At 64.0% G+C, this 22,842-nt stretch carries 19 protein-coding genes; 12 read left to right on the forward strand and 7 right to left on the reverse strand.

Annotation, left to right across the window (positions count from 1 at the left end):
• Positions 1–14 precede the first annotated feature (14 nt).
• Positions 15–2,468, reverse strand: coding sequence for a GcvT family protein (locus NKI67_RS11970; RefSeq protein WP_023676354.1), 2,454 nt, complete (start codon positions 2,466–2,468; stop codon positions 15–17).
• Entirely contained in the window at positions 2,465–3,349 is an 885-nt protein-coding gene (locus NKI67_RS11975; RefSeq protein ID WP_023676353.1) for a phosphotransferase family protein, read from the reverse strand. The genes NKI67_RS11970 and NKI67_RS11975 overlap by 4 nt, the downstream gene beginning before the upstream one ends.
• A gap of 435 nt (positions 3,350–3,784) precedes the next feature.
• On the opposite strand from NKI67_RS11975, the gene NKI67_RS11980 reads away from it, so the two are divergent.
• The 7 genes from NKI67_RS11980 to NKI67_RS12010 all read left to right on the forward strand — a co-directional run bounded on the left by NKI67_RS11980 (position 3,785) and on the right by NKI67_RS12010 (position 11,432).
• Complete coding sequence (locus tag NKI67_RS11980; RefSeq protein ID WP_023676351.1) at positions 3,785–4,561, forward strand: DeoR/GlpR family DNA-binding transcription regulator; 777 nt, start codon at positions 3,785–3,787, stop codon at positions 4,559–4,561.
• A gap of 78 nt (positions 4,562–4,639) precedes the next feature.
• Positions 4,640–5,566: a LysR family transcriptional regulator gene (locus tag NKI67_RS11985; RefSeq protein WP_023676350.1), complete on the forward strand. Its 927-nt coding sequence runs from the start codon at positions 4,640–4,642 to the stop codon at positions 5,564–5,566.
• A gap of 304 nt (positions 5,567–5,870) precedes the next feature.
• Positions 5,871–7,025 carry an ABC transporter substrate-binding protein gene (locus tag NKI67_RS11990; protein ID WP_023676348.1) on the forward strand — a complete coding sequence of 385 codons (1,155 nt, stop codon included), beginning with the start codon at positions 5,871–5,873 and terminating at the stop codon, positions 7,023–7,025.
• Between the two features lie 188 nt (positions 7,026–7,213).
• Positions 7,214–8,209, forward strand: coding sequence for an ABC transporter ATP-binding protein (locus NKI67_RS11995; RefSeq protein WP_023676347.1), 996 nt, complete (start codon positions 7,214–7,216; stop codon positions 8,207–8,209).
• A 14-nt stretch (positions 8,210–8,223) separates the two neighbouring features.
• Positions 8,224–9,174: an ABC transporter permease gene (locus NKI67_RS12000; protein ID WP_023676346.1), complete on the forward strand. Its 951-nt coding sequence runs from the start codon at positions 8,224–8,226 to the stop codon at positions 9,172–9,174.
• Positions 9,164–9,979 (forward strand): ABC transporter permease, encoded by an 816-nt coding sequence (locus tag NKI67_RS12005; protein WP_023676345.1) that lies wholly within the window; start codon positions 9,164–9,166, stop codon positions 9,977–9,979. The genes NKI67_RS12000 and NKI67_RS12005 overlap by 11 nt, the downstream gene beginning before the upstream one ends.
• A 25-nt stretch (positions 9,980–10,004) precedes the next feature.
• Entirely contained in the window at positions 10,005–11,432 is a 1,428-nt protein-coding gene (locus NKI67_RS12010) for a gamma-aminobutyraldehyde dehydrogenase (RefSeq protein WP_352645369.1), read from the forward strand.
• A gap of 17 nt (positions 11,433–11,449) precedes the next feature.
• On the opposite strand, the gene nhaA is transcribed toward NKI67_RS12010, so the two are convergent.
• The 5 genes from nhaA to NKI67_RS12035 all read right to left on the reverse strand — a co-directional run bounded on the left by nhaA (position 11,450) and on the right by NKI67_RS12035 (position 18,362).
• Positions 11,450–12,643 (reverse strand): Na+/H+ antiporter NhaA, encoded by a 1,194-nt coding sequence (gene nhaA / locus NKI67_RS12015; RefSeq protein WP_352645371.1) that lies wholly within the window; start codon positions 12,641–12,643, stop codon positions 11,450–11,452.
• Between the two features lie 91 nt (positions 12,644–12,734).
• Positions 12,735–13,298 (reverse strand): ActR/PrrA/RegA family redox response regulator transcription factor, encoded by a 564-nt coding sequence (locus tag NKI67_RS12020; protein ID WP_023676342.1) that lies wholly within the window; start codon positions 13,296–13,298, stop codon positions 12,735–12,737.
• 63 nt (positions 13,299–13,361) lie between these two features.
• Positions 13,362–14,687 (reverse strand): ActS/PrrB/RegB family redox-sensitive histidine kinase, encoded by a 1,326-nt coding sequence (locus NKI67_RS12025; protein WP_023676341.1) that lies wholly within the window; start codon positions 14,685–14,687, stop codon positions 13,362–13,364.
• Positions 14,688–14,777: 90 nt separating this feature from the next.
• Positions 14,778–17,396 (reverse strand): ATP-dependent helicase HrpB, encoded by a 2,619-nt coding sequence (hrpB, locus tag NKI67_RS12030; RefSeq protein WP_023676340.1) that lies wholly within the window; start codon positions 17,394–17,396, stop codon positions 14,778–14,780.
• 75 nt (positions 17,397–17,471) lie between these two features.
• Positions 17,472–18,362 carry a DMT family transporter gene (locus tag NKI67_RS12035; protein WP_023676339.1) on the reverse strand — a complete coding sequence of 297 codons (891 nt, stop codon included), beginning with the start codon at positions 18,360–18,362 and terminating at the stop codon, positions 17,472–17,474.
• A gap of 27 nt (positions 18,363–18,389) precedes the next feature.
• Between NKI67_RS12035 and NKI67_RS12040 the strand changes: the two genes are divergently transcribed.
• From NKI67_RS12040 to NKI67_RS12060, 5 genes are all read left to right on the forward strand, one after another.
• Positions 18,390–19,079, forward strand: a complete 690-nt coding sequence (locus NKI67_RS12040; RefSeq protein ID WP_023676338.1) for a PIG-L deacetylase family protein — start codon at positions 18,390–18,392, stop codon at positions 19,077–19,079.
• Positions 19,080–19,291: 212 nt separating this feature from the next.
• Positions 19,292–20,623, forward strand: coding sequence for an ABC transporter substrate-binding protein (locus NKI67_RS12045; protein WP_023676337.1), 1,332 nt, complete (start codon positions 19,292–19,294; stop codon positions 20,621–20,623).
• Between the two features lie 126 nt (positions 20,624–20,749).
• Positions 20,750–21,697, forward strand: a complete 948-nt coding sequence (locus NKI67_RS12050) for a carbohydrate ABC transporter permease (RefSeq protein ID WP_031211681.1) — start codon at positions 20,750–20,752, stop codon at positions 21,695–21,697.
• The gene (locus NKI67_RS12055; protein ID WP_023676335.1) at positions 21,694–22,644 is read left to right on the forward strand and encodes a carbohydrate ABC transporter permease; all 951 of its coding nucleotides are present in this window, start codon (positions 21,694–21,696) and stop codon (positions 22,642–22,644) included. The genes NKI67_RS12050 and NKI67_RS12055 overlap by 4 nt, the downstream gene beginning before the upstream one ends.
• A complete protein-coding gene (locus NKI67_RS12060) occupies positions 22,641–22,841 on the forward strand; it encodes a hypothetical protein (RefSeq protein WP_023676334.1) in 201 nt (66 codons plus the stop codon). The genes NKI67_RS12055 and NKI67_RS12060 overlap by 4 nt, the downstream gene beginning before the upstream one ends.
• Position 22,842 lies beyond the last annotated feature (1 nt).

Raw genomic sequence — 22,842 nt, forward strand, 5'->3', positions numbered from 1 at the left:
GAAACCGGAAGGCTCTACGCCTTCACCTTTGCTCCTGCCGGATCGTAAAGCGGCTCGAGGTGTATCTTAGCCGGCGTCCGTTCCATTGCCACCACCAGCTCGTAGTTGCCGGAAGTGAGGAAATCATCGTTGACGCCATCGGCATTGCGCACATAGCCGTAGCCGATGTTCTTGCCGATGGTGTAGCCATAGCCGCCGCTGGTGAGATAACCGACCGCCTCGCCGTTGCGCAGGATGGTCTCGCGCCCGAGCAGCACGACGTCCGGATCATCGACAGTGAAGCCGGCAAAGCGTTTCCCGAGCGCCGCGCCGTTGAGCTTTTCCAGAGCCCGCCGGCCGAGGAAATCGGTGTTCTTCCTGAGCTTCACCGCCCAGCCGAGGCCGGCCTCCTGCGGCGTGTCGTTGGGCGTGATGTCGGCGCCCCAGGCGCGGTAGCCTTTTTCCAGCCGCAGCGATTCCAGCGCCCGGTAGCCGACCGGCCGAATGTCGAATATTTCGCCCGCCGCCATCAGCGCATCGAAGACCTCGCCGGTCGCCGCGATCGGCACATGCAGTTCCCAGCCGAGTTCGCCGACATAGGTGACGCGCAGTGCCCGGATGGCGTGGCCGGCAATGGCGATCTCGCGAACATGGCCGAATGGAAAGGCGGCATTCGAGACGTCGGCATCGGTCACCGCTGACAGCACGTCACGGGCGCGCGGCCCCATCAGCGACAATGTGCCGAAATCCTCCGTGACGTCGGTCAGCATCACGTCGAACTCCCTGCCGATATGATCGGCAATCCAGGAGAAATCATGCGTGCGGAAACCGGTGCCGGTGACCACGTAGAATTTTTCCTCACCGAGCCTCGCCACGGTCAAATCGGCCTCGATGCCGCCGCGCGTATTGAGGAGCTGCGTGTAGGTCAGCCGGCCGACCGGCTTGGCGACGTCGTTGGCGCAGATCCAGTCCAGCGCCTTCAGCGCGTCGGCTCCGGTCATTTCGTATTTGGCGAAAGACGACTGGTCGAAAATACCGATCTTTTCGCGCACGTGGCGGTGCTCGTCGCCAACCGCCGGGAACCAGTTCTGCCGGCCCATCGAATAGACGTCCTTCGGCTCGATGCCTTCCGGCGCGAACCAGTTCGGCCGCTCCCAGCCAAGTTTCGAGCCGAACACGGCGCGATGTTTTTGCAGCCGCTCGTACAAAGGCGAGACGATGCGCGGCCGGCCGCTGACATATTCCTCATGCGGGAAGCCGATCGTGTAGTGCTTGCCATAGGCTTCCAGCGTGCGGTCGCGGACCCATTGCCGGTCGCGGTGGAGATCGGAGAAGCGGCGGATGTCGACCACCCACAGATCGAGCGGCGCCTCGCCGTCGACGACCCATTGCGCCAGCACCCAGCCGGCGCCGCCGCCGGACGCGATGCCGAAGGCATTGAAGCCGACGCCGACGAACATATTGGCGCATTCCGGCGCCACACCGAGGATGAAATTGCCATCCGGCGTAAAGCTCTCCGGCCCGTTGATCATCTGCTTGACGCCGGCATTGGCGAGCGCCGGGACACGCTCGATCGCCTGGCTCATATGCTGCTCGAAATGATCGTAATCATCGTCGAACAGCCGGAACTCCCAATCGTCCGGCACATCGCCGCCCGGCAGACCGGTCGTCCACGCCTGCGGGTTCGGCTCGTAGCCGCCCATCACCAACCCGCCGACCTCCTCCTTGAAATAGGTGCGGCGATCGGGGTCGCGAATTGTCGGCGCGTCGGTCGGCAGGCCATCGATCTTTTCGGTGATGATGTACTGGTGCTTCACCGGCTGCAGCGGCACGTTTATGCCGGCGAGCGCACCCACCTGCCGCGCCCATTGCCCGGCGCAGTTCACCACCTTGTCGCAGGCGATATCGCCCCTGTTCGTCCTAACCTTGACGATCCGGCCGTTGGTCATTTCAAAGCCGGTGACCCGCACCTCCTCGAACAATTTTGCGCCATGCATGCGCGCGCCCTTGGCCAGCGACTGGGTGATGTCGGAAGGGCTTGCCTGACCGTCGGTCGGCAGCCAGGACGCGCCGACGAGGTCGCCGGTTTCCAGCAGCGGCCACATTTCCTTGACCTCGGCCGGCGACAGCAGATGCATGTCCATGCCGAAGCTCTTAGCCGTCGTTGCCAGCCGCTTATACTCGGTCCAGCGGTCGGCATTGGTGGCGAGGCGCAGGCAGCCAGTCATCTTCCAGCCGGTGGCGAGGCCGGTTTCGGCTTCCAGCCCCTTGTAGAGATCGACCGAATATTTGAGCACGCGCGTGATCGACGCCGACGAGCGTAGCTGGCCGACCAGCCCGGCAGCATGCCAGGTCGAACCCGAGGTCAGTTTGCCCTGTTCGAGCAGCACGATTTCGGCCTTGTGGTCGCGCGCCAGATGATAGGCCGTCGAACAGCCGATGATGCCACCGCCGATGACGACGATCCCGGCCTGGGCGGGCAAGGTCATGTCCGCGTCCCGTATTTTGTCCTGTAGTTTTCCAGGGCGGCTTCGAGCCGCGCCAGGTTTTCGTCGGCGTAGGCGGCGTAGTCGACACCAGGCGCGTCGAGGTAAAGCTCGGAAACCATGCCCCACATCGCCTCACGCAGCAGCGACGCGCATTGCATGGCGGCGTGCGAGCGCCGTATCGCCGGGTCCGGCTCCTTCATGAAATAGGCGGTCAGGAAGGCGAAGGACTCCTCGTCGCTCATGCCTGCATTCGACGCCGCGCCGGCAAGGTCGAACATCGCGGTGTTGAAGCCTGCATATTCGAAATCGATGAGCCACAGCCTGTGACCGTCGTCGATTATGTTAGCCGGCAAGAGGTCATTATGGCCGAAGACGATCGGCAGCAGCTTTTGCGCGCGCTCGAGCTCGTCCGCCAGCGTCAGCAGGCGCGGCAGTTCGCCCAGCTTGCGGCTACGGCCTTCCTCCAGCGTGCGCGCATAGTCGCGAATGACATGGAATACCCAGAACATGAAGCCGGCGCCGGAGACATGACCGGGCATCTCCCGGTGGAAACCGCGCAGCAACGCGGCAACGCGGCCGAGATCGGCGCGCACGTCCTGCGCGACATAGGCCTTGGCGCCGAGATACTCCGTCACCATGACGCCGGGTCCAGTGTAGTGGACGGCCGGAGCGAAGCCTGCCGCGTGCGCTGCCCGTGCCGTCATCATCTCGCGCTCGCGAAAGACATGGTGGAACGGATAGTCCTGGCCGAGCCGCACGACGTGCCGCCCGGCCGCGTCCTTGACCAGATAATTGGCATTGCTCAGCCCGCCCGGCAGCGGCGCGATGTCGATGCTGCCGGTCCAGCAAGGCAGCGCACGGATGCGGTCTTCGACAGTCACGATCTCGTCCAACATTGGGTCAATTTTCCACGCATGTCACGGCTGGCCAGCGATGACAATCGGACGGAGGAATGGAGGCAACGCGAAGATCTCGTCGGTGCAGATCTCGGGATCGGTATCCCGCACCGCACCGACGAGCCCCTTTGTGCCGGGTTCTTCGACGCCGGCATCCGCCCCCGCGGATCCTGAATTTCGGTACCCTTGCACCCGACGATCTCCCGGGCGTTCGGGCAAGCGATTTTTCGTGCGGCTCAGCCGTCGTCCTCCGTTCCGAGCCTGTCACAGCGATAATGTCGCGCCACGCTGGAGGCGTTGTCAACGCGAAATTGTGGTATTTTCTGGTTTTTTGCCCGAATTTTGCTAAATTCCTTGGAGTTAGTGGCATTTATGCCGTAGAAGCGGTCAGCGGTGCAACAATCCGACCGGATGGAACCGATGGTCCACTCGAAGCGGCATGGCGAAATCCTGCGCCTCCTCAAGGAGGAAGGCACCGTGACCATTGCGAGCCTGGCCGACCGGCTGGGCGTCTCGCTGGAGACAGTACGCCGCGACGTCAAGCCACTGACCAGCGACGGTTCCATCCTCAAGATGCACGGCGCCGTCGGCCTGCCGTCGATTGCCGGCGAAGCGCCGTTCGAGCGGCGCATGCGCGAGAACGCCGATGCCAAGCGGGCAATAGCGCGCATGGTCGCCGCCACCATCCGCGACGGCGAATCGATCATGCTCGACACCGGCACCACCACGTCTTTCCTGGCCCGGGAACTGCTCGGCCACCGGCGGCTGACGGTCGTCACCAACTCCTCCGACATCGCCCGCACATTGGCCACCGTCAACGGCAATAAGGTCTACATGGCCGGCGGCGAGCTGCGCAGCGATTCCGGTGCTGCCTTTGGCGTCTCGGCCATCGAATTCGTCAGCCGCTTTTCCGTCAGCCATGCAGTGATATCGACCGGTGCGGTCGATGCCGTCACCGGCGTCATGGACTATGATCTGGAAGAGGCCGAATTCGCCCGCATGGTGCTGTCGCGCGGCCAGCGTTCGCTTGTCGTCACCGACCATAGCAAATTCGGCCGCCAGGGCCTTGTTCAGGTCTGCGGCTTCGGCGGCTTTTCCGAACTCGCGACCGACCGTCCGCCGCCGCACGACATCGCCGCCGCCCTTGCCCAGGCCGGCGTACGGCTCAGCATTGCCGATGGCGGAAGCGAGGGCTGAGCTCTATCGTGAGCTCTATCGGGAGATCTGCGCCAGCACCCACTTCCCAGCGCCGCCTCTGCCGTGTTTAGTCCGGCCATGGCTTTCACCATCCGCCAATTGCAGTTCTTCATCGCCGTCGCCGAGCAGGGCACAGTGTCGGGCGCCGCCCAGAACCTGTCGATCTCGCAATCCTCGGTCACCGAGGCGATCAAGGAGCTGGAGCACGATCTCGGCGTCGAGCTGTTCGAGCGCCACCCGCGCGGCTTGAACATCACCCACAAAGGCCACCAGTTCCTGCGCCATGCGAGAAAGATCCTGGCCGACGTTTCCGATGCGCGCCGCGCCTTCTTCGGCGAACAGGCCGCGGCAAGCGGGCGGCTGCAACTTGGCGTCACCTCGCTGGTCGCCGGCTATGTGCTTTCCGATCTTCTTGCCCGCTACCGCCGCGCCTATCCGGGTGTCGAGGTCTCGGCGATCGAGGACAATGGCGACTATCTCGAGCACCTGTTAATTGGCGGCAAGCTCGACATTGCCGTCATGGTCACCTCGAACCTGCGCGACCGCACGGCACTGCAGTCCGAAATCCTCGAAGTCTCGGCCTACCGGCTATGGCTGCCGCTCGGCCATCCCTTGGCCGGTGCCGACATCATCGGCATCGGCGACATCGCCTCGGAACCGCTGATCATGCTGACCGTCGACGAGATCGAGGAGAATACCGGAAAGCTGCTGACGGCAATCGGCGCCAAGCCGCATGTCGCCTTCCGCACCCGCTCGGTCGAAGCGGTGCGCAGCCTCGTCGCTACCGGCGCCGGCGTGGCGCTGCTGCCCGACCTCGTCTACCGGCCATGGTCGCTGGAAGGCGACCGCATCGAATCTCGCGATATTTCGGGGTCGTTACCAGTCGTCCAGGTCGGCATGGTCTGGCGGCGCGGCTCCGGCCTGCCGCAGGCGGCTCGTGACTTCATCGGACTTGCCCAGTCGCAGCGCATGGTGCGCCAACGGCCTGAGAAGATCGGCCGCTGATATATCGGAAAAACCGATATCGGCTTTCTGATAAATGAATTTGCGAAACCGGAAATTTCGCAGCACTTTTCGGTCAGGGAACAAAGCTGCCGTTAGAGCGACGTGCGTCCAATTGGACGCACATAGTACGCTCTAAGACTTTTAGTTTTCGCATCGGACTTTCCGAAAATCGATTCCGATTTTCGGGCCGATGCGAGGAGCACGGCCCTTCAGAGCCGCGCATCCAACGTTTTGGAACGGGCGCATGATCTTCTTCCGAAACCCGAAACCGGTTTCGAGGTCATGCAAAAATGGGAGATCGACGATGAATTCATTGCTGAAATCATGCACTGCCTTGACGGTCGCGCTGAGCTTCTCCGGCCAGGCCATCGCCCAGGTCAAGGAGCTCGGCAAAGGCGAAGGCGAGGTCACTATCGTCGCCTGGCCGGGCTATATCGAGCGCGGCGAAACCGACAAGGGCTATGATTGGGTCACGTCCTTCGAGAAGGAAACCGGCTGCAAGGTCAACGTCAAGACCGCCAACACCTCCGACGAGATGGTCTCGCTGATGAACGAGGGCGGTTTCGACCTGGTCACCGCCTCGGGCGATGCCTCGCTGCGTCTGGTCGCCGGCAAGCGCGTCCAGCCGATCAACACCGACCTCATCCCGAGCTGGAAGACGGTCGACGACCGGCTGAAGGATGCGCCCTGGTTCACCGTCGGCGGAGTCCATTACGGCGTCCCCTATCAGTGGGGGCCGAACGTGCTGATGTACAACACCGAAGTGTTCAAGGAGGCGCCGAAGAGCTGGAACGTGGTCTTCGAGGAATTGAAGCTTCCCGACGGCAAGTCGAACAAGGGCCGCGTCCAGGCCTATGACGGGCCGATCCACATCGCCGACGCCGCCAATTACCTGATGGCTCACAAGCCGGAGCTCGGCATCAAGGATCCGTACGAACTGACCGAGGATCAGTACAAGGCGGCGCTCGACCTGTTGCGGGTCCAGCGTACGCTGGTCGGACGCTATTGGCACGACGCCGCCATCCAGGTCGACGATTTCCAGAACGAAGGCGTCGTCGCCTCCGGTTCTTGGCCCTACCAGGTCAACACGCTGATCGCGGCCAAGAAGCCGGTCGCCTCGACTATCCCCGAGGAGGGCGTCACCGGCTGGGCCGATACCACGATGATGGAGGCCGATGCTGCCCACCCGAACTGCGCCTACATGTGGATGGAGCATTCGCTGTCGCCAAAAGTGCAGGGCGACGTCTCCGCCTGGTTCGGCTCGCTGCCGGTGGTGCCCGCCGCCTGCAAGGGCAACGAACTGCTCGGCGAAGAAGGCTGCAAGACCAACGGGTACGACAATTTCGACAAGATCAAGTTCTGGAAGACGCCGGTCTCGAAATGCGCCACCCAGAACGACCAGTGCGTGCCCTATTACCGCTGGGTGTCGGACTATATCGGCGTCATCGGCGGGCGGTGAGTTCGCCTCACCTACGAAGCTCGGCGCTGCCCCTCACCCTTACCCTCTCCCCGTGAAGAACGGGGGTCGCCAGCGTTGGAGCGCCTCCCTTCTCCCCGTCCACTATACGAGGAGAAGGTGCCGGCAGGCGGATGAGAGGCAGCGCTACCGCCTGAAATTTGATGAGCCTGACAGATCAGGACAGCCCCATGACCTCCGCCGTTTCCTTCCAAAACGTCTCTCGCCATTTCGGCAGCGTGCGTGCCGTCGACGCGGTCGATCTCGACATCGTGCCGGGCGAGTTCTTCGCTATGCTCGGGCCTTCCGGCTCGGGCAAGACGACGTGCCTGCGCCTCATCGCCGGTTTCGAGCAGCCGACGGCGGGCTCGATCGCGATCTTCGGCGAACGCGCCGAGGGCGTGCCGCCCTATCGCCGCAACGTCAACACCGTGTTCCAGGATTATGCGCTGTTCCCGCATCTCAACGTGCTCGACAACGTCGCCTATGGGCTGATGGTCAAGGGCGTCGGCAGACCGGAGCGGCAAAAGGCGGCGGAAGAAGCGCTGGCGCTGGTGCGGCTTCCCGGCTACGGCGCCCGTCGCCCTGGCCAGCTTTCCGGCGGCCAGCGCCAGCGCGTCGCGCTCGCCCGTGCGCTGGTCAACCAGCCCAAGGTGCTGTTGCTCGACGAGCCGCTCGGCGCCCTCGACCTCAAGCTTCGCGAAAACATGCAGGAGGAGTTGAAATCGCTGCAGAAGGCGCTCGGCATCACCTTCGTGTTCGTCACCCACGACCAGGGCGAAGCGCTGTCGATGGCCGACCGCGTGGCCGTCTTCAATGACGGCAAGATTATGCAGATCGGCACGCCGGAAGACATCTACCAGCGTCCCAAGACCCGCTTCGTCGCCGATTTCGTCGGCTCGTCCAACGTGCTGCCGCCGGATTTCGTCCAGCGCTATGCCGGCCAGCATCGCTGGGGCAGCCTGCGGCCCGAATCCATCCGTATTGGCCGGGCCAACGGCCAAGGGGTTGCCGCCCGCCTGGTCTCGACCAACTATCTCGGCGCCACGACAAGACTGGCGCTCGATGCAGAGGGCTTGCGGCTGCATGCCATCGTGCCGGCGGGTGCTGCCTTGCCCCGGGAAGGCGAGGCGGTGGTGCTCACCTTCAACCGCGAGCATTTGCATCTGATGGACGAGCTAGGATGAGCCTGGACGCTGCCATGCCGCGGGCCACGGCCCCCGCCATCCTGCCGGGTAGTGGCGGCGTACGCGGCGGGCTCTCCGATCTCTTCTGGCGCCGGCCGCAATTCTTGCTGCTCCTGATGCTGCTACCCCCGGTTCTTTGGCTCGGCATCGTCTATATCGGCTCGCTGTTTGCGCTGCTTTTGCAGAGCTTCTTTTCGATCGATGAGTTCTCCGGCCTCATTAACCGCGAGTTCACGCTGAAGACTTATGGCGACCTGCTGCAGGCCGCCAATCTCGACATCATCCTGCGCACGGTGACGATGGCGGCGCTGGTGACGCTGGCTGCGGCGATCATCGCCTTTCCCATCGCCTATTACGCGGCGCGCTATGCGCGCGGCCGTTGGAAGGCGCTGTTTTATCTCGGCGTCATGCTGCCGCTGTGGTCGAGCTACCTGGTCAAGATCTATGCCTGGAAGCTGATCCTGGCCAAGGAAGGCATCCTGACATGGCTGCTGGCCAAATTGCATCTTCTCTGGCTGCTTGATGCCTGGCTATCGCTGCCGATCGTCGGCGGCAACTCATTGTCGGTCTCCTCAACCGGCACCTTCATCGTCTTCGTCTATGTCTGGCTGCCATTCATGATCCTGCCGGTGCAGGCCGCACTCGAGCGCGTGCCGGGCAATTTGGTCGAGGCTTCGTCCGATCTCGGCGCCTCGCCCGGCCAGACCTTCGGCAACGTGCTGTTCCCACTGGCGCTGCCCGGCATCGTTGCCGGCTCGATCTTCACCTTCTCGCTGACGCTCGGCGACTACATCATTCCTCAGATCATCGGCACCTCGCGGCTGTTCATCGGCCAGGCCGTCTATTCGCAGCAAGGCACCGCCGGCAACATCCCGCTCGCCGCCGCCTTTACCGTGGTGCCCATCGTTATCATGGGCTTCTATCTCTGGGGCGCCAAGCGCATGGGGGCTTTCGATGCGCTCTGACCGTGGCCCATCCGCGCCGATCGGCCTGAAGCTCGCTGCCACCGGCGGCCTGCTCTTTCTGCACCTGCCGATCCTGCTGATCTTCGTCTATGCCTTCACCACCGAGGAGAAGAGCTTCGTCTGGCCGCCGCCGGGCTTGACCACGCAATGGTTCGCCGTCACCTGGAACCGCCCCGACGTCTGGCAGGCGCTGTCATTGTCTGTGCGGGTCGCGGCGATCTCGACTGCCATCGCTCTGATCCTCGGCACGCTATGCGCAGCCGCCGTGTCCCGCACAAAATTCTTCGGCCGCGAAACCATCTCGCTGCTGGTCATCCTGCCGATCGCGCTGCCCGGCATCATCACCGGCATCGCGCTGCGCTCGGCCTTCGCGCTGGCCGAAATCCCGTTCTCGTTCTGGACGATCGTGCTCGGCCACGCCACTTTCTGCGTGGTCGTCGTCTACAACAATGCGGTCGCCCGTTTCCGCCGCACGTCCGGCTCGATGATCGAGGCGTCGATGGATCTCGGCGCCGATGGTTTCCAGACCTTTCGGCATGTCGTGCTGCCCAACATCGCAACCGCGCTGCTGGCCGGCGGCATGCTTGCCTTTGCGCTGTCCTTCGACGAGGTCATCGTCACCACCTTCACCGCCGGCCAGCAGCAGACGGTGCCGATCTGGATGCTCGAAGAATTGATCCGTCCGCGCCAGCGTCCGGTCACCAATGTCGTGGCGATGGTGGTAGTGCTGGTGACGCTGCTCCCCATCCTCGCTGCCTATTACCTGACCCGCGACGGCGACCAGATCGCCGGTTCGGGCAAATGATCTCGTTCATAAGGGAGAGACTTCCATGGACACGCAGATGCTGATCGGCTCGAAATTCGAAAAAGGCACCGAGACCGAGGAACCGATCCTCAACCCGAAGACCGGGGCGACCATCCTCAATCTGTCCGAGGCCAGCCCAGCGCAGATCGAGGCGGCCGTGCTTGCTGCCGAAAAAGCCTTCGTCACCTGGTCCCGCACAACACCGGCGCAGCGCGCCGGCTATCTCCTGAAGATCGCCGATCGCATCGAGGCTGCTGCACAGGATTTCGCGGCGCTCGAGGCGCTGAACTGTGGCAAGCCGATCAATGCCGTGCTCAATGACGAGATCCCGGCGATCGTCGACTGCTACCGCTTCTTTGCCGGCGCGGTCCGCTCGATGCCCGGCCAGGTCGCAGGCGAATACATTCCCGGCCACACCTCGATGGTCCGCCGCGACGCCATCGGCGTTGTCGCGTCGATCGCGCCGTGGAACTATCCGCTGATGATGATGGCCTGGAAGCTGGCGCCGGCGATTGCCGGCGGCAACACCGTCGTCTTCAAGCCGTCGGAACAGACGCCGCTGACCGCGCTGAAGCTGGCGAAAATCCTTGCCGAGATCCTGCCGGAAGGCGTCGTCAACGTCGTGCTCGGTCGCGGCGACAGCGTCGGCAACACGCTGATCAACCACCCGAAGGTCAACATGATCTCGATCACCGGCGACGTCGCCACCGGCAAGAAGGTGCTGCAGGCTGCCGCCAAATCGGTCAAGCGCACGCATCTCGAGCTCGGCGGCAAGGCGCTGGTCATCGTCTTCGACGACGCCGATCTCGGCGCGGTGGTCAACGGCCTGCGCGCCTTCGGCTATTACAATGCCGGCCAGGACTGCACCGCCGCCTGCCGCATCTACGCTGGCAAGAAGATCTACGACAAGCTCGTCGCCGACCTCTCCGCTGCCGTCTCGACCATCAAGTATGATCGTCCTGACGATACCGAAAACGAGATCGGCCCGCTGATCTCGCGTCGCCAGCGCGACCGCGTCTCGAGCTTCGTCGAGCGCGCCTCTGAGCTCAAGCACATCGAGATCACCACGGGCGGCAAGCCGGGCGAGGGCTCCGGCTTCTTCTACCAGCCGACCGTCGTCGCCGGCGCGCTGCAGGAGGACGAGATCGTGCGCCGCGAAGTGTTCGGTCCGGTGGTCTCGGTCACCCGCTTTTCCGAAGTCGACGAAGCGGTGGACTGGGCCAATGACTCTGACTATGGCCTGGCGTCGTCGGTGTGGACCAAGGATGTTTCGCGCGCCATGGCGACGGCGGCCCGGCTGCAATATGGCTGCACCTGGATCAATACCCATTTCATGCTGACCAACGAGATGCCGCATGGCGGGTTGAAACAATCCGGCTACGGCAAGGACATGTCGCTCTACGCGCTGGAGGACTATACGGCCGTCCGCCACGTCATGGTCGCTCACGGGTAGCGCCCGCGAGGAGACGCCTATTCTTCCGCCTCCTCCGCCTCGCCTCCGGCCGGCGCCACCAGCAGCACAGCGGCGCCTAGGAGCGCGGCGATAAAGGAGCCAGCGAGGATGCCGACCTTGACCGCGTCCTGCAGGGCGGCGTCGCTGGCGAAGGCGAGCAGGCCGATGAACAGGCTCATGGTAAAACCGATGCCACAGAGCAGCGAAATGCCGACCATGTGCAGCCAGCCGGCATTGACCGGCAGATCGGCGAAGCCAAGCCGGATGGCAAGCGCGGAAGACCCGAACACGCCGACCAGCTTGCCGGCGACGAGGCCTGCGGCGACGCCGAGCGTCAGCGGCTCGATCAAGGCGGCAGCGCTGAGACCGCCGAGCGAGACGCCGGCGTTGGCAAAGCCGAAAATCGGGATGACGAAAAAGGCGACGATCTTGTGCAGGCCGTGTTCGAGCCGGTGCAGCGGCGAATGGTCGAGATCATGGCCGCTGCCCGGTGAGATCTTCAGCGGTATGGTGAGAGCCAGCGCGACCCCGGCGAGCGTCGCATGGACGCCCGATTTGAGCACCAAAACCCACAGAACGATGCCGAGCAAGATGTACGGCAGCAGCGTCAGCACCCGCATGCGGTTGAGCACCACCAGCAGCGCGATCACGGCGAAGGCGGCGCCGAGATAGGCGAGCGAGAGGCCGCTGGTATAGAACACCGCGATGATGAGCACCGCGCCGAGATCGTCGATGATGGCGAGCGCGGTGAGGAATATCTTCAGCGAGCCCGGGACGCGCCTGCCGAGCAGCGACAGCACGCCGAGCGCAAAGGCGATATCGGTGGCGGTCGGGATCGCCCAGCCAGACAGAGCGGCTGGATTGTTGTGGTTGATGGCGACGTAGACCAGTGCCGGCGCTGCCATGCCGCCGGCGGCGGCGATGCCGGGCAGCACGCGGCGCGGCCAGGTCGACAGCTGGCCGTCAAGCATTTCGCGCTTGATCTCGAGGCCGACCAGCAGGAAGAACACCGCCATCAGGCCGTCATTGATCCAGTGCGAGACGCTGAGCGGTCCGAGATAGGCATGGAGGGCGGAGAAATAAGCCTCGCCCAGCGGCGAATTGGCGACGATCAGGGCCAAGGCCGCCGCAGCCATCAGGACGAGGCCGCCGGCCGCCTCGCTGTCGAGGAATTCGCGCAGCATGGAGACCCGCCGCTTTTCGTCCTGCATGTCGCCTCCGTCGTATCAGTAGCAAGGTCCGACACCGCCAAGCGATGATGCGCAAACAGCGCTGGCCGGGCAAGCCTGTAATGAGAGCCCTTTAGCGCGGCGCGCGCTTGGCGAGGATGCGTTGCAGCGTGCGGCGATGCATGTTCAGGCGGCGTGCGGTTTCCGAGACGTTGCGGTCGCACATTTCGTAGACGCGCTGGATGTGTTCCCAGCGCACGCGATCGGCCGACATCGGATTTTCTGGCGGCGCTGCGCGTTCGCCCGCGGTGCGGGTCAGGGCGGCAAAAATATCGTCGGCATCGGCCGGCTTCGACAGATAGTCGATGGCGCCGAGCTTTACCGCCGTCACCGCAGTGGCGATGTTGCCGTAGCCGGTGAGGATGATGGCGCGGGCATCGTCGCGCTTCTCGCGAATCGCGGCGACGACGTCGAGGCCGTTGCCGTCGGCCAGCCGCATGTCGACCACCGCATAGGCCGGCGGATTGGCGCGCGCTTTGGCAACCGCCTCCTCGACGCTCTCCGCCGTCTCGACCACGAAACCCCTGGTTTCCATGGCGCGGGCAAGCCGCGTCAGGAACGGCTTGTCGTCGTCTACGATCAGCAGCGAGGTATCCTCGCCTTCGACCATTGCGCCAATCGTTTCGTCAGTACTCATCGTGCTGAAAATCCTGCTGCCTGATTTTTACGCAAATATAGTTTCGCAACGCTATTGTCCAATTTAGGCCGTGTCGAACATGGTGGCCGAAGCCTGCTCGGGATTGAGGAAGACGCTGCGCGGCCACGATATCTGCACGATAGCGCCCTCGCCGGGCTCGCTTGAATTGCGGAAATCGAGCGTCGCGCCGGAGCGTTCGAGCAAGGTCTTGGCGATGAATAGGCCGAGGCCGAGGCCGCCGCCGGCTTCGGTGCCTTGTCGTGTCGACATATAGGGTTCGCCGATACGGTCGATGATCTCCGGTGGAAAGCCCGGCCCGTCGTCGATGATCGAGAAGCTGACGGCGGCTTCATTCCAGTTCCAGCGCACTGTCACGCTGTTGCGGGCGAAGTCGACCGCGTTCTCGACCAGATTGCCGAGGCCGTAAATGACGCCGGGATTGCGCCGGCCCACCGGTTCCGGGCCGATGCGCTCGCCCGGCCGAAGCTTGATCGAAATGCCGAAATCGCGGTGCGGCGCCGTCACCTCCTCGACCAGCGAGGTCAGCGGCAGGCGCGAGAGGTGCACCTCGCTCTCGGAGGACAGGCTGGTCAGGCGCTTCAGGATTTCGCGGCAGCGCTCGCTCTGCGAACGCAGCAGCCTCACGTCCTCGCCGTATTTCGGATCTTCGCCAAGCGCCTTCTCCATTTCCTTGGCGACAAGCGTGATGGTGGCGAGCGGTGTGCCGAGCTCGTGCGCGGCGGCCGCGGCGAGGCCGTCGAGGGCAGAGAGATGCTGCTCTCGCTGCAACACCAATTCCGTGGCGGCAAGCGCGTTGGCAAGCAGCCGCGCCTCCTCGGCCACCCGGAAGGCATAGATCGCGGTAAAGGCGATGGAGCAGAACACCGCCATCCACATGCCTGCGACATAGATGACCGGCATCGCCAATGGCGCGCCCTCATGCCATGGCAGCGGCAGGTGGTAAAAGACCAGCAGCGTCGCCGCCACGATCACCAGCGCGCCGAGCATGGCGGTCAGCCGCAGCGGCAGCGACGTCGCCGAGACGACGACGGGCACGGTCATCAACAGCGAAAACGGATTGGTGAGTCCGCCGGTCATGTAGAGCAGGCCGGCAAGCTGCAGGCTGTCGAAGGTCAGGATGGCGAAGGCCGAGAACGGGGTAAGCCGATGCGCCGCCGGATAGCGGAAGGTCAGCAAAAGGTTCATCCAGGCCGAACAGGCGATCAGCGCAAAACACATGCTGACCGGCAGCGGAAATTTCAGCCCGTAAGCGACGACAAGCACGGTCAGGCTCTGGCCGACGATGGCAAGCCAGCGCAACCTGATCAGCGTGTTGAGGCGCAGCCGCTGACTTTGCTGGAAGTCGGGTGCGTGCAGGATGTTTATCATGGCCAGTGATTATAGAGGGGAAACAGCCGGAGGTCTTTTCCGAAAAACCGCCGAAGCCGGCCCTCGGTTCGGGATGACAATCTGGAAGCATCAGGTACCGCGCGGCTTGGCGCGGCTGGTGGCGGCGGCGAGAAGCGGGTTCTCCGGCCAGACATGCCTGGGATAGCGGCCGCGCATCTCTGCCCGCACATCGGCCCAGGAGCCGCGCCAGAAGCCGGGTAGGTCGCGCGTCGTCTGGATCGGCCGGTGAGCCGGCGACAGCAATTCGAGCGTCAGCGGCACAGTGCCGTTGGCGATCGCCGGATGCCGGTCGAAGCCGAACAGTTCCTGCACGCGGATCGCCAGCACCGGCCATTCGCCGCCATAGCGGATCGGCAGCCGGCTGCCCGACGGCGCGTCGAAATGGGTCGGCGCCAATGTGTCGATCTTGCGCTGCAATTCGTGCGGCACCAGCGTCATCAGGCCTTGCGAAAGCACGCTGGGATCGATTGCCGCAAAGGATGCCGCGCCGGAAAGGAACGGCAGCAGCCAGTCGTCGAGGCGCTCGACGAGCGCGGCATCGGAGACATCGGGCCATGGCGCGCCGAGGCCGCGATGCAGCCAGCCGAGCCGCTGCCGCAACGTCTCCGCCTCCCTGTTCCACGGCAACAGGGACAGGCCGTGTTCGCGCAAGGCGTCGAGGATGGCGCGATCCGCGTCGGCACCGGTCGGCGCCGGCAGCATGCGTTCGGACAGCGTGATGGCGCCGAGGCGAACCGTTTCGCGCACCCGCACCGCGCGCCTGTCGCGGTCGAAGCTCACCTCGCGGCGGGTCTCGGTCTTTTCCGCCAGCGCAGTGCGGATGTCGGCCTCATCGATGGCTGCTGCTGCGGTGATGCGGGCGTTCTGCGCCTTGCCCTGCAGGTCGGCGACGACGAGCCAGGTCTCGCCGGCCAGCGGATCGGAGGCGTCGAGCATGGCGCCCGAGCCGTTGGCAAGCACGAAGCGGCCACGCTCGCCGCGCGCTTTGGCGACCCGATCCGGCCAGGCATGGATGAGGAGAGCGCCGGCTGTGCTGCCCTCCCTCTTGAGGGGGTCGGAAGGACGAGCGAGCCCCGTGGCTCGCCCCGGCGCGTCGATCCGCGTAGCGGATCGGGGTGGGGTCGGTTCGGGCACGCCATCGACGACCCCGCCCCGTCTCCCTCGTCTCGCTGCGCTCGGCTCGCTCGCCGACCCTCCCCTCGAGGGGGAGGGTGAAGCCTGCTTTGCCAGCCTCTCAGCCAGCTGCCGGGCGGCGGTGGCGCGCGGCGATCTTTCGGCGCGAAAGCGCAGCAGCCGCCGTTCGAGATCGGCACCATCGCCGCCAAGGCCACGCTCGGTCAACAATACGGCGAGCATCGCCGCCTCGAGCGCCTCTCCGGTTCTTGCCGCCTCGGCGACCATGTGGGCGAGCCGCACCGGTAGCGCCAGCCTGCGCATCGCGGCACCGGCATCCGTCAGGCGTCCTGCCGCATCGACAGCATCGAGCGCACGTAGCAGTACCCTCGCCTCGGTGAGCGCCGGAGCCGGCGGGGGGTCGAGGAAGGACAGGCTGGTCGGATCGGCGACGCCGAACGCCGCGCTATCGAGCAACAGGCCGGAAAGATCGGCCTCGAGGATTTCCGGCGGCGTGAAGGCCGGCAGGGCCGCTGTCTGCTCGGCCCGCCACAACCGGATGGCGACGCCCGGCTGCGTGCGCCCGGCACGGCCGGCGCGCTGGTCGGCGGAAGCGCGGGAAGCACGTACCGTCTCCAGCCGCGTCAGGCCGCTCGCCGGCTCATAGCGCGGCAGCCGCGACAGGCCGGAATCGATGACGACGCGCACACCGTCGATGGTGATGGAGGTTTCGGCGATCGACGTCGCCAGCACGACCTTGCGGCGGCCGAGCGGCGCCGGCTTAATCGCCGCGTCCTGCGCCTTGTTGTCGAGCATACCATAGAGCGGCACGATGTCGGTATCGGCGCCGACCTTGCCCGCCAGCCGCTCGGCGGTGCGCTCGATCTCGCGCTGGCCGGGCAGGAAAGCGAGCACGCTGCCCTCCTCCCCGGCAAGCGCCGAGCGGATCGCCTTGGCCATGGCGTCCTCGATGGTGACGCCGGCCGGCCGCTCGTCATAGCGGATGTCAACCGGGAAGGCGCGGCCTGCGCTCTCGATCACTGGCGCGCCGGACAGCAATTTTGCGACACGCGCGCCGTCGAGCGTTGCCGACATCACCAGCAATCTGAGTTCGGGCCTCAGCGCACCCTGCACGTCGAGCGCCAGCGCCAACCCGAAATCGCCGTCGAGCGAGCGTTCGTGGAACTCGTCGAATAGCACCGCCGCGACACCAGGCAGTTCCGGGTCGTCGAGGATCATGCGGGACAGCACGCCTTCGGTGACGACGAGAATCCTGGTCTTTGCGGAACTGCGGTTTTCCATGCGCATGGCATAGCCGACGGTTTCGCCGGGCTCTTGGCCGAGCAATTCGGCCATGCGGCGGGCGGCAGCGCGGGCGGCGAGGCGGCGCGGCTCGAGCAGGATGATCTTTCCGGCGCCGAGCCATTCAGCGTCGAGCAGCGCCAGTGGAACCAGCGTCGTCTTGCCGGCACCGGGCGGCGCCACCAGCACGGCGCTGTTACCATGGCTCAGCGTTTCATTGAGCGCCGGCAAGACAACGGAGACCGGCAGGTCCGGCAAGGGTTTTGTCGTCATTGTGCTATGCTGTGCAGCCAGTTGGCAGCGACCGCATATCAGCGGTGGCGGTCGCGACGCAACCTCGGCGCCGACTCAAAGCCTGGTCCGCGAAAACGGGTTCCAGCGCACCGTGCCGAGCCGCACCTCCTCGCGCACCATCGTCAGCAGGCCGGAACCGCCGACCACGGCCAAGCCGACCAGCGACAGAAAATCCGGATATTCCCTGAAGAACAGCGCACCTAGAACCACCGCCCAGACGATCTGCGAGTAATGCGTCGGCGCGATGCGGTTGGCCGGCGCGTATTTGACCGCCAGCAGATGCAGCAGCTGGCCGCCGGCGGTAAAGGCGCCGGCCAGCACCAGCCAGGCCCATTGCCTGCCATCCGGCAGCGAGAACGAGGTAGCCGCCGCACCGACGCCGTTGAAGAGCAGGCCGTAGCCGATCAGCACGCCGAGCATCGTCGTGCGCTTTTCCTGCGCGGCGAGTGAACGCATCAGGATGACATTGGTGGCGGCCAGGAAGGCGATGATGAACGCCGCCAGATGGCCGAGCTGCAACTCGCGAAAACCAGGCCTGACGACCAGCATGACCCCGGCAAAGCCGGCGGCGACCGCCAGCCATCGCCATGGGCCGACCTTTTCCTTGAGGACCAGCGTGGCCAGGATAGTGACGAACAGCGGCGCCAGAAAGATGAGCGCATAGACTTCCGCCAGCGGGATGGTGGTGAAGGCATAGACGCTGAGCACGCCCGAGGCGATGCCGGCCCAGGCCCGGGCCTGTACCGCCCAGGGCCGGTTGGTGCGCCAGAAATCGAGCCAGCGCTCGCCTGCCGGCCTGGCAAAGAGCAGAAAGCAGCCGGCAAACAATGTCGAGAAGAAGCCGATCTCGAAGACGTTGAACTGCCCGCCCAGGCTTTTGACAACCGCGTCGCTGCACGAATAGCTTGCATAGGCGATGAGCGCGAGCAGAATTCCGTTGGGCACGTTTTTCCATTTCCGGGAGAGATGAGAGTGAAGATATTGGCGCTTGGCGCGCATTCGGACGACATCGAGATCTTCATGTTCGGTACGATGGCGGCCTATGCCGCGCAAGGCGCAGAACTCTTTTTTGCCATAGCCACGGATGGCACCAGGGGCGGCTACGGCGATCCGTCAGCGCTGGCCCGCAGGCGCCGCAAGGAGGCGACGGCGGCGGCCGGCCTGCTTGGCTTGACGCCGCGCTTCCTCGACTTTCCCGATGGCGGGCTGGTCGCGGATGCCGCGCTGATCGGGGCGCTCAAAGCACTGATCGGCGAGATAGGGCCGGATCTGGTGATAACGCATGCGCCGAACGACTATCATGGCGACCACCGCGCGCTGTCGGATGGCGTGCGCATCGCAGCGTCATTCTCGGTGCCGGTGCTACATGCCGACACGTTCGGCGGCACCGGGTTTTCGCCAACGCACTACGTCGATACCTCCAGGCATTTCGATCTCAAGGCGGAGGCGATCCGGGCGCACCAGTCGCAGGATCCCGAGCGTTTCGTCGACGCGGCGCGCACCCAGAACGCCTTTCGCGCCGGCCAGTGCAACGGCCCAGCCGGATCGTTCGCCGAGGCCTTCCGCTTCGAGCCAGTCTTCCCCTTCGCCGATATCCGCGCGCTGCTGCCGCCGGCCCCAGTGATCCGTCCGGTGGCCGTCAGCAACAAGACGGTGACCTAGGCAGGTCGCCGCAACTTCTCACGTTGCTTTCGTATCCAGCATGCTGCGATGCAGCAACGAATTCGCTTGCCTTGTTTAGTAAAAATTGCATCACTAAACAAATTACTAAACATCCGGTGCGCCGCCGCGTCGTTGTGTTTGGGCCCCCGAGGAGGGGTTTAGCGGGCTCTTGAAACCGTCATCCGGACGCGTTTCGCAAATGGGAGGAAGGCATGAAATCGACCTTGAAATTGGCGTTGGGACTGGCATCGACACTCTTTGCGTCGACAGCCGTTTCGAATGTCGCGCAGGCAGAAGATCTGACGCTTTGCTGGGCAGCCTGGGACCCGGCCAACGCGCTTGTGGAATTGTCCAAGGACTTCACCAAGGAAACCGGCATCGGCATGAAATTCGAATTCGTGCCGTGGACCAACTATGCCGATCGCTTTCTCAACGAGCTGAATTCGCACGGCAAGCTGTGCGACCTCATCATCGGCGACAGCCAGTGGATCGGCGGTGCCGCCGAGAACGGCCATTACGTCAAGCTGAACGACTTCTTCGACAAGGAGAAGATCAGCATGGACGATTTCGTGCCGGCGACCGTCGTCGGCTATTCGGAATGGCCGAAGAACTCGCCGAATTACTGGGCGCTGCCGGCCATGGGTGACGTCGTCGGTTGGACTTACCGCAAGGACTGGTTCTCCAAGCCGGAGCTGCAGAAGGAATTCAAGGAAAAGTACGGCTGGGATCTCGGCCCGCCGACGACCTTCGACCAATTGAAGCAGATCGCCGAATTCTTCCAGAAGCGCGACATCGACGGCAAGACCGTCTATGGCGCGTCGATCTACACCGAGCGCGGCTCGGAAGGCATCACCATGGGCGCCATGGACGTGCTCTACAGCTTCGGCTTCCAGTACGAAAACCCGAAAAAGCCCTACGAGATGGAAGGCTTCGTCAACTCCGATAAATCGGTGAAGGGCCTGGAGTTCTACAAAGCCCTTTACGATTGCTGCACCCCTCCCGGCGCCTCGAACAGCTACATGGGCGAAGGCGTCGATGCCTTCAAATCCGGCCAGGTGGCGATGCACATGAACTTCGCCTTCACCTGGCCAGGCCTGCAGAAGGACGAGAATGTCGGCGGCGACAAGATCGGCTATTTCGTCAATCCCAAAGGTTCGGACGGGGACCAGTTCGCCCAGCTCGGCGGCCAGGGCATCTCGGTGGTCTCCTATTCCGACAAGCAGGAAGCCGCGCTCAAATACATCAAATGGTTCGCCAACAAGGACGTTCAGTCCAAATGGTGGTCGCTCGGCGGCTATTCCTGCCTCAACGCGGTCGTCAAGGACCCGGCCTTCCCGGCCAGCCAGCCCTACGCGCAGACCTTCCTCGACTCGATGGCCATCGTGAAGGACTTCTGGGCCGAGCCGAGCTATGCCCCGCTGTTGCAGGCATCGCAGAAGCGCTTCCACGACTACGTCGTTGCCGGGCAAGGCTCGGCCAAGGATGCGCTCGACGGCCTCGTCAAGGACTGGACCGAGGTCTTCCAGGACGATGGAAAGATGTAGCCGGGGCAAGATGTAACCGGCTCCTCCCGAGCCCGTGACCGAACCGTCCCGTGCCACTTGGCACGGGACACAGTTCAGATAAATTCCATTGTCGAGACGAGCCAAGTGACCGAAGCAGGACTGACCATGCTCAATCGGACGGCGGACAGCGTTGCCCGGGCTACGCCCGAGCCGTTGGCCCGCAAGGTCCGGGGCATCAGCGACAAGGGCCTCGCCTGGCTGTTCATCTCGCCGACGATCCTGTTGCTTTTAGCTATCAACATCTTTCCGCTGTTCTGGGCAATCTATCTGTCCTTCACCAATTTTCGCGCCAATCGGCCCAACGAGGTTGTGAAGAACCTTGGGCTGGCAAACTACAAGCGCATCCTCGCCGACCAGGACATCTGGATCGCCATGCAGACGACGGCGCATTTCGTGTTCTGGACCATCCTGCTGCAGACGCTGATCGGCTTCACGCTGGCTTGGCTGATCGACCGCAAGTTTCGCGGCCACGCCTTCTGGACGACAATCATCCTGGTGCCGATGATGCTGTCGCCGGCGGTCGTCGGTAATTTCTGGCGCTTCCTCTACGAGCCGCAGATCGGGCTGTTCGCCTACGCCGTTTCGTTCGTCACCGGCATTCCGGCAACCGAAATCAGCATGCTCTCCAACGTGTCACTGGCGCCATGGTCGATCATCATCGTCGACACCTGGATGTGGACGCCTTACGTGATGCTGATCTGCCTCGCCGGCCTGCGCTCGATCCCCGAATACATCTACGAAGCGGCCGAGGTCGACCGCGCCTCCAACTGGCGGCAGTTCTGGTCGATCACGCTGCCGATGGCGCTGCCCTTCATCATGCTGGCGGTGCTGTTTCGCGGCATCGAGAACTTCAAGATGTTCGACATGGTCAATTTGCTCACCGGCGGCGGGCCGGGATCGACCACCGAAGTGGCCTCGATCACACTGAAGCGGCAGGCCTTCGAAAGCTGGCGGACGGGCTATTCCTCGGCCTTCGCCATCATCCTGTTCGTCGCAGTGTTTGGCCTCGCAAACATCTACGTCAAGGCGCTCAACAAGGTGAAGCAGAGATGAGCCTGACGTCAGCCCATTCCGTTGTCGCGCCGTCGGCCACGTCGAAGCGCGTCGCCGGCACCATCATCGTCGCCTACGCGCTGATCTCGATCGTGCCGCTGCTGTGGATCTTCGCCACCAGCTTCAAGACGCCGCCGGATTCGATCGCCTATCCGCCGAAGATCCTGTTCCAGCCCAGCCTCGAGGGCTACTGCAACCTGTTCTCGACCCGGACTCGGCAAACACCGGAATACATCAACTCGCTGGGACCGGCGACGGGCCTGTGCGACGAGACGGTGCGCAAGCGCAACATGGTGATCGCCGGCCCGTCCAACTTCATGCCGCGCTTCGTCAATTCGCTGATCATCGCGTTCGGCTCGACGTTTTGCGCGGTGTTCCTCGGCACGCTGTCGGCCTATGGTTTTTCGCGCTTCAAGGTGCCGCTCGCCGACGACCTTCTGTTCTTCATCCTGTCGACGCGGATGATGCCACCGATCGCCGTCGCCATCCCGATCTACCTGATGTACCGGGAGCTTGGCCTGTCGGACACGGCTCTCGGCATGATCCTGCTTTATACGGCGGTCAACGTGTCCTTGGCGGTGTGGCTGCTGAAAGGCTTCATCGACGAGATCCCGCGCGAATATGAAGAAGCGGCGATGATCGACGGCTACACCAGGCTGCAGGCGTTCTGGCGCACGGTACTGCCGCAGGCGACCACCGGTATTGCCGCAACCGCCATCTTCTGCCTGATCTTTGCCTGGAACGAATATGCCTTCGCTGCGCTACTGACCTCGGGCACGGCGCAGACCGCGCCGCCCTTCATCCCGACCATCATCGGCGAAGGCGGTCAGGACTGGCCGGCGGTCGCGGCCGGCACGACGATCTTCCTGGTGCCGATCCTGGTCTTCACCATCCTGCTTCGCAAGCAATTGCTGCGCGGCATCACCTTTGGCGCGGTGCGTAAATGAGCATGACCGCAAAACGCAAATCGCGCTGGCCCGTCTGGGCCAGGCGCGGGCTGATGGAAAACGTCGCCACCGCGATCATCGCTATCGGCTTCCTGATGCTGTTCCAGCCCTTCGCACTGGTGCTCTACACCTATTCCTTCATCACCATGCTTGCGGGCACGGCGATGTTCATCATCGTCTCGAAATTTCCGGAGTAGA

The organism is Mesorhizobium sp. M0408 (assembly GCF_040321495.1).
Taxonomy (GTDB): Bacteria; Pseudomonadota; Alphaproteobacteria; order Rhizobiales; family Rhizobiaceae; genus Mesorhizobium.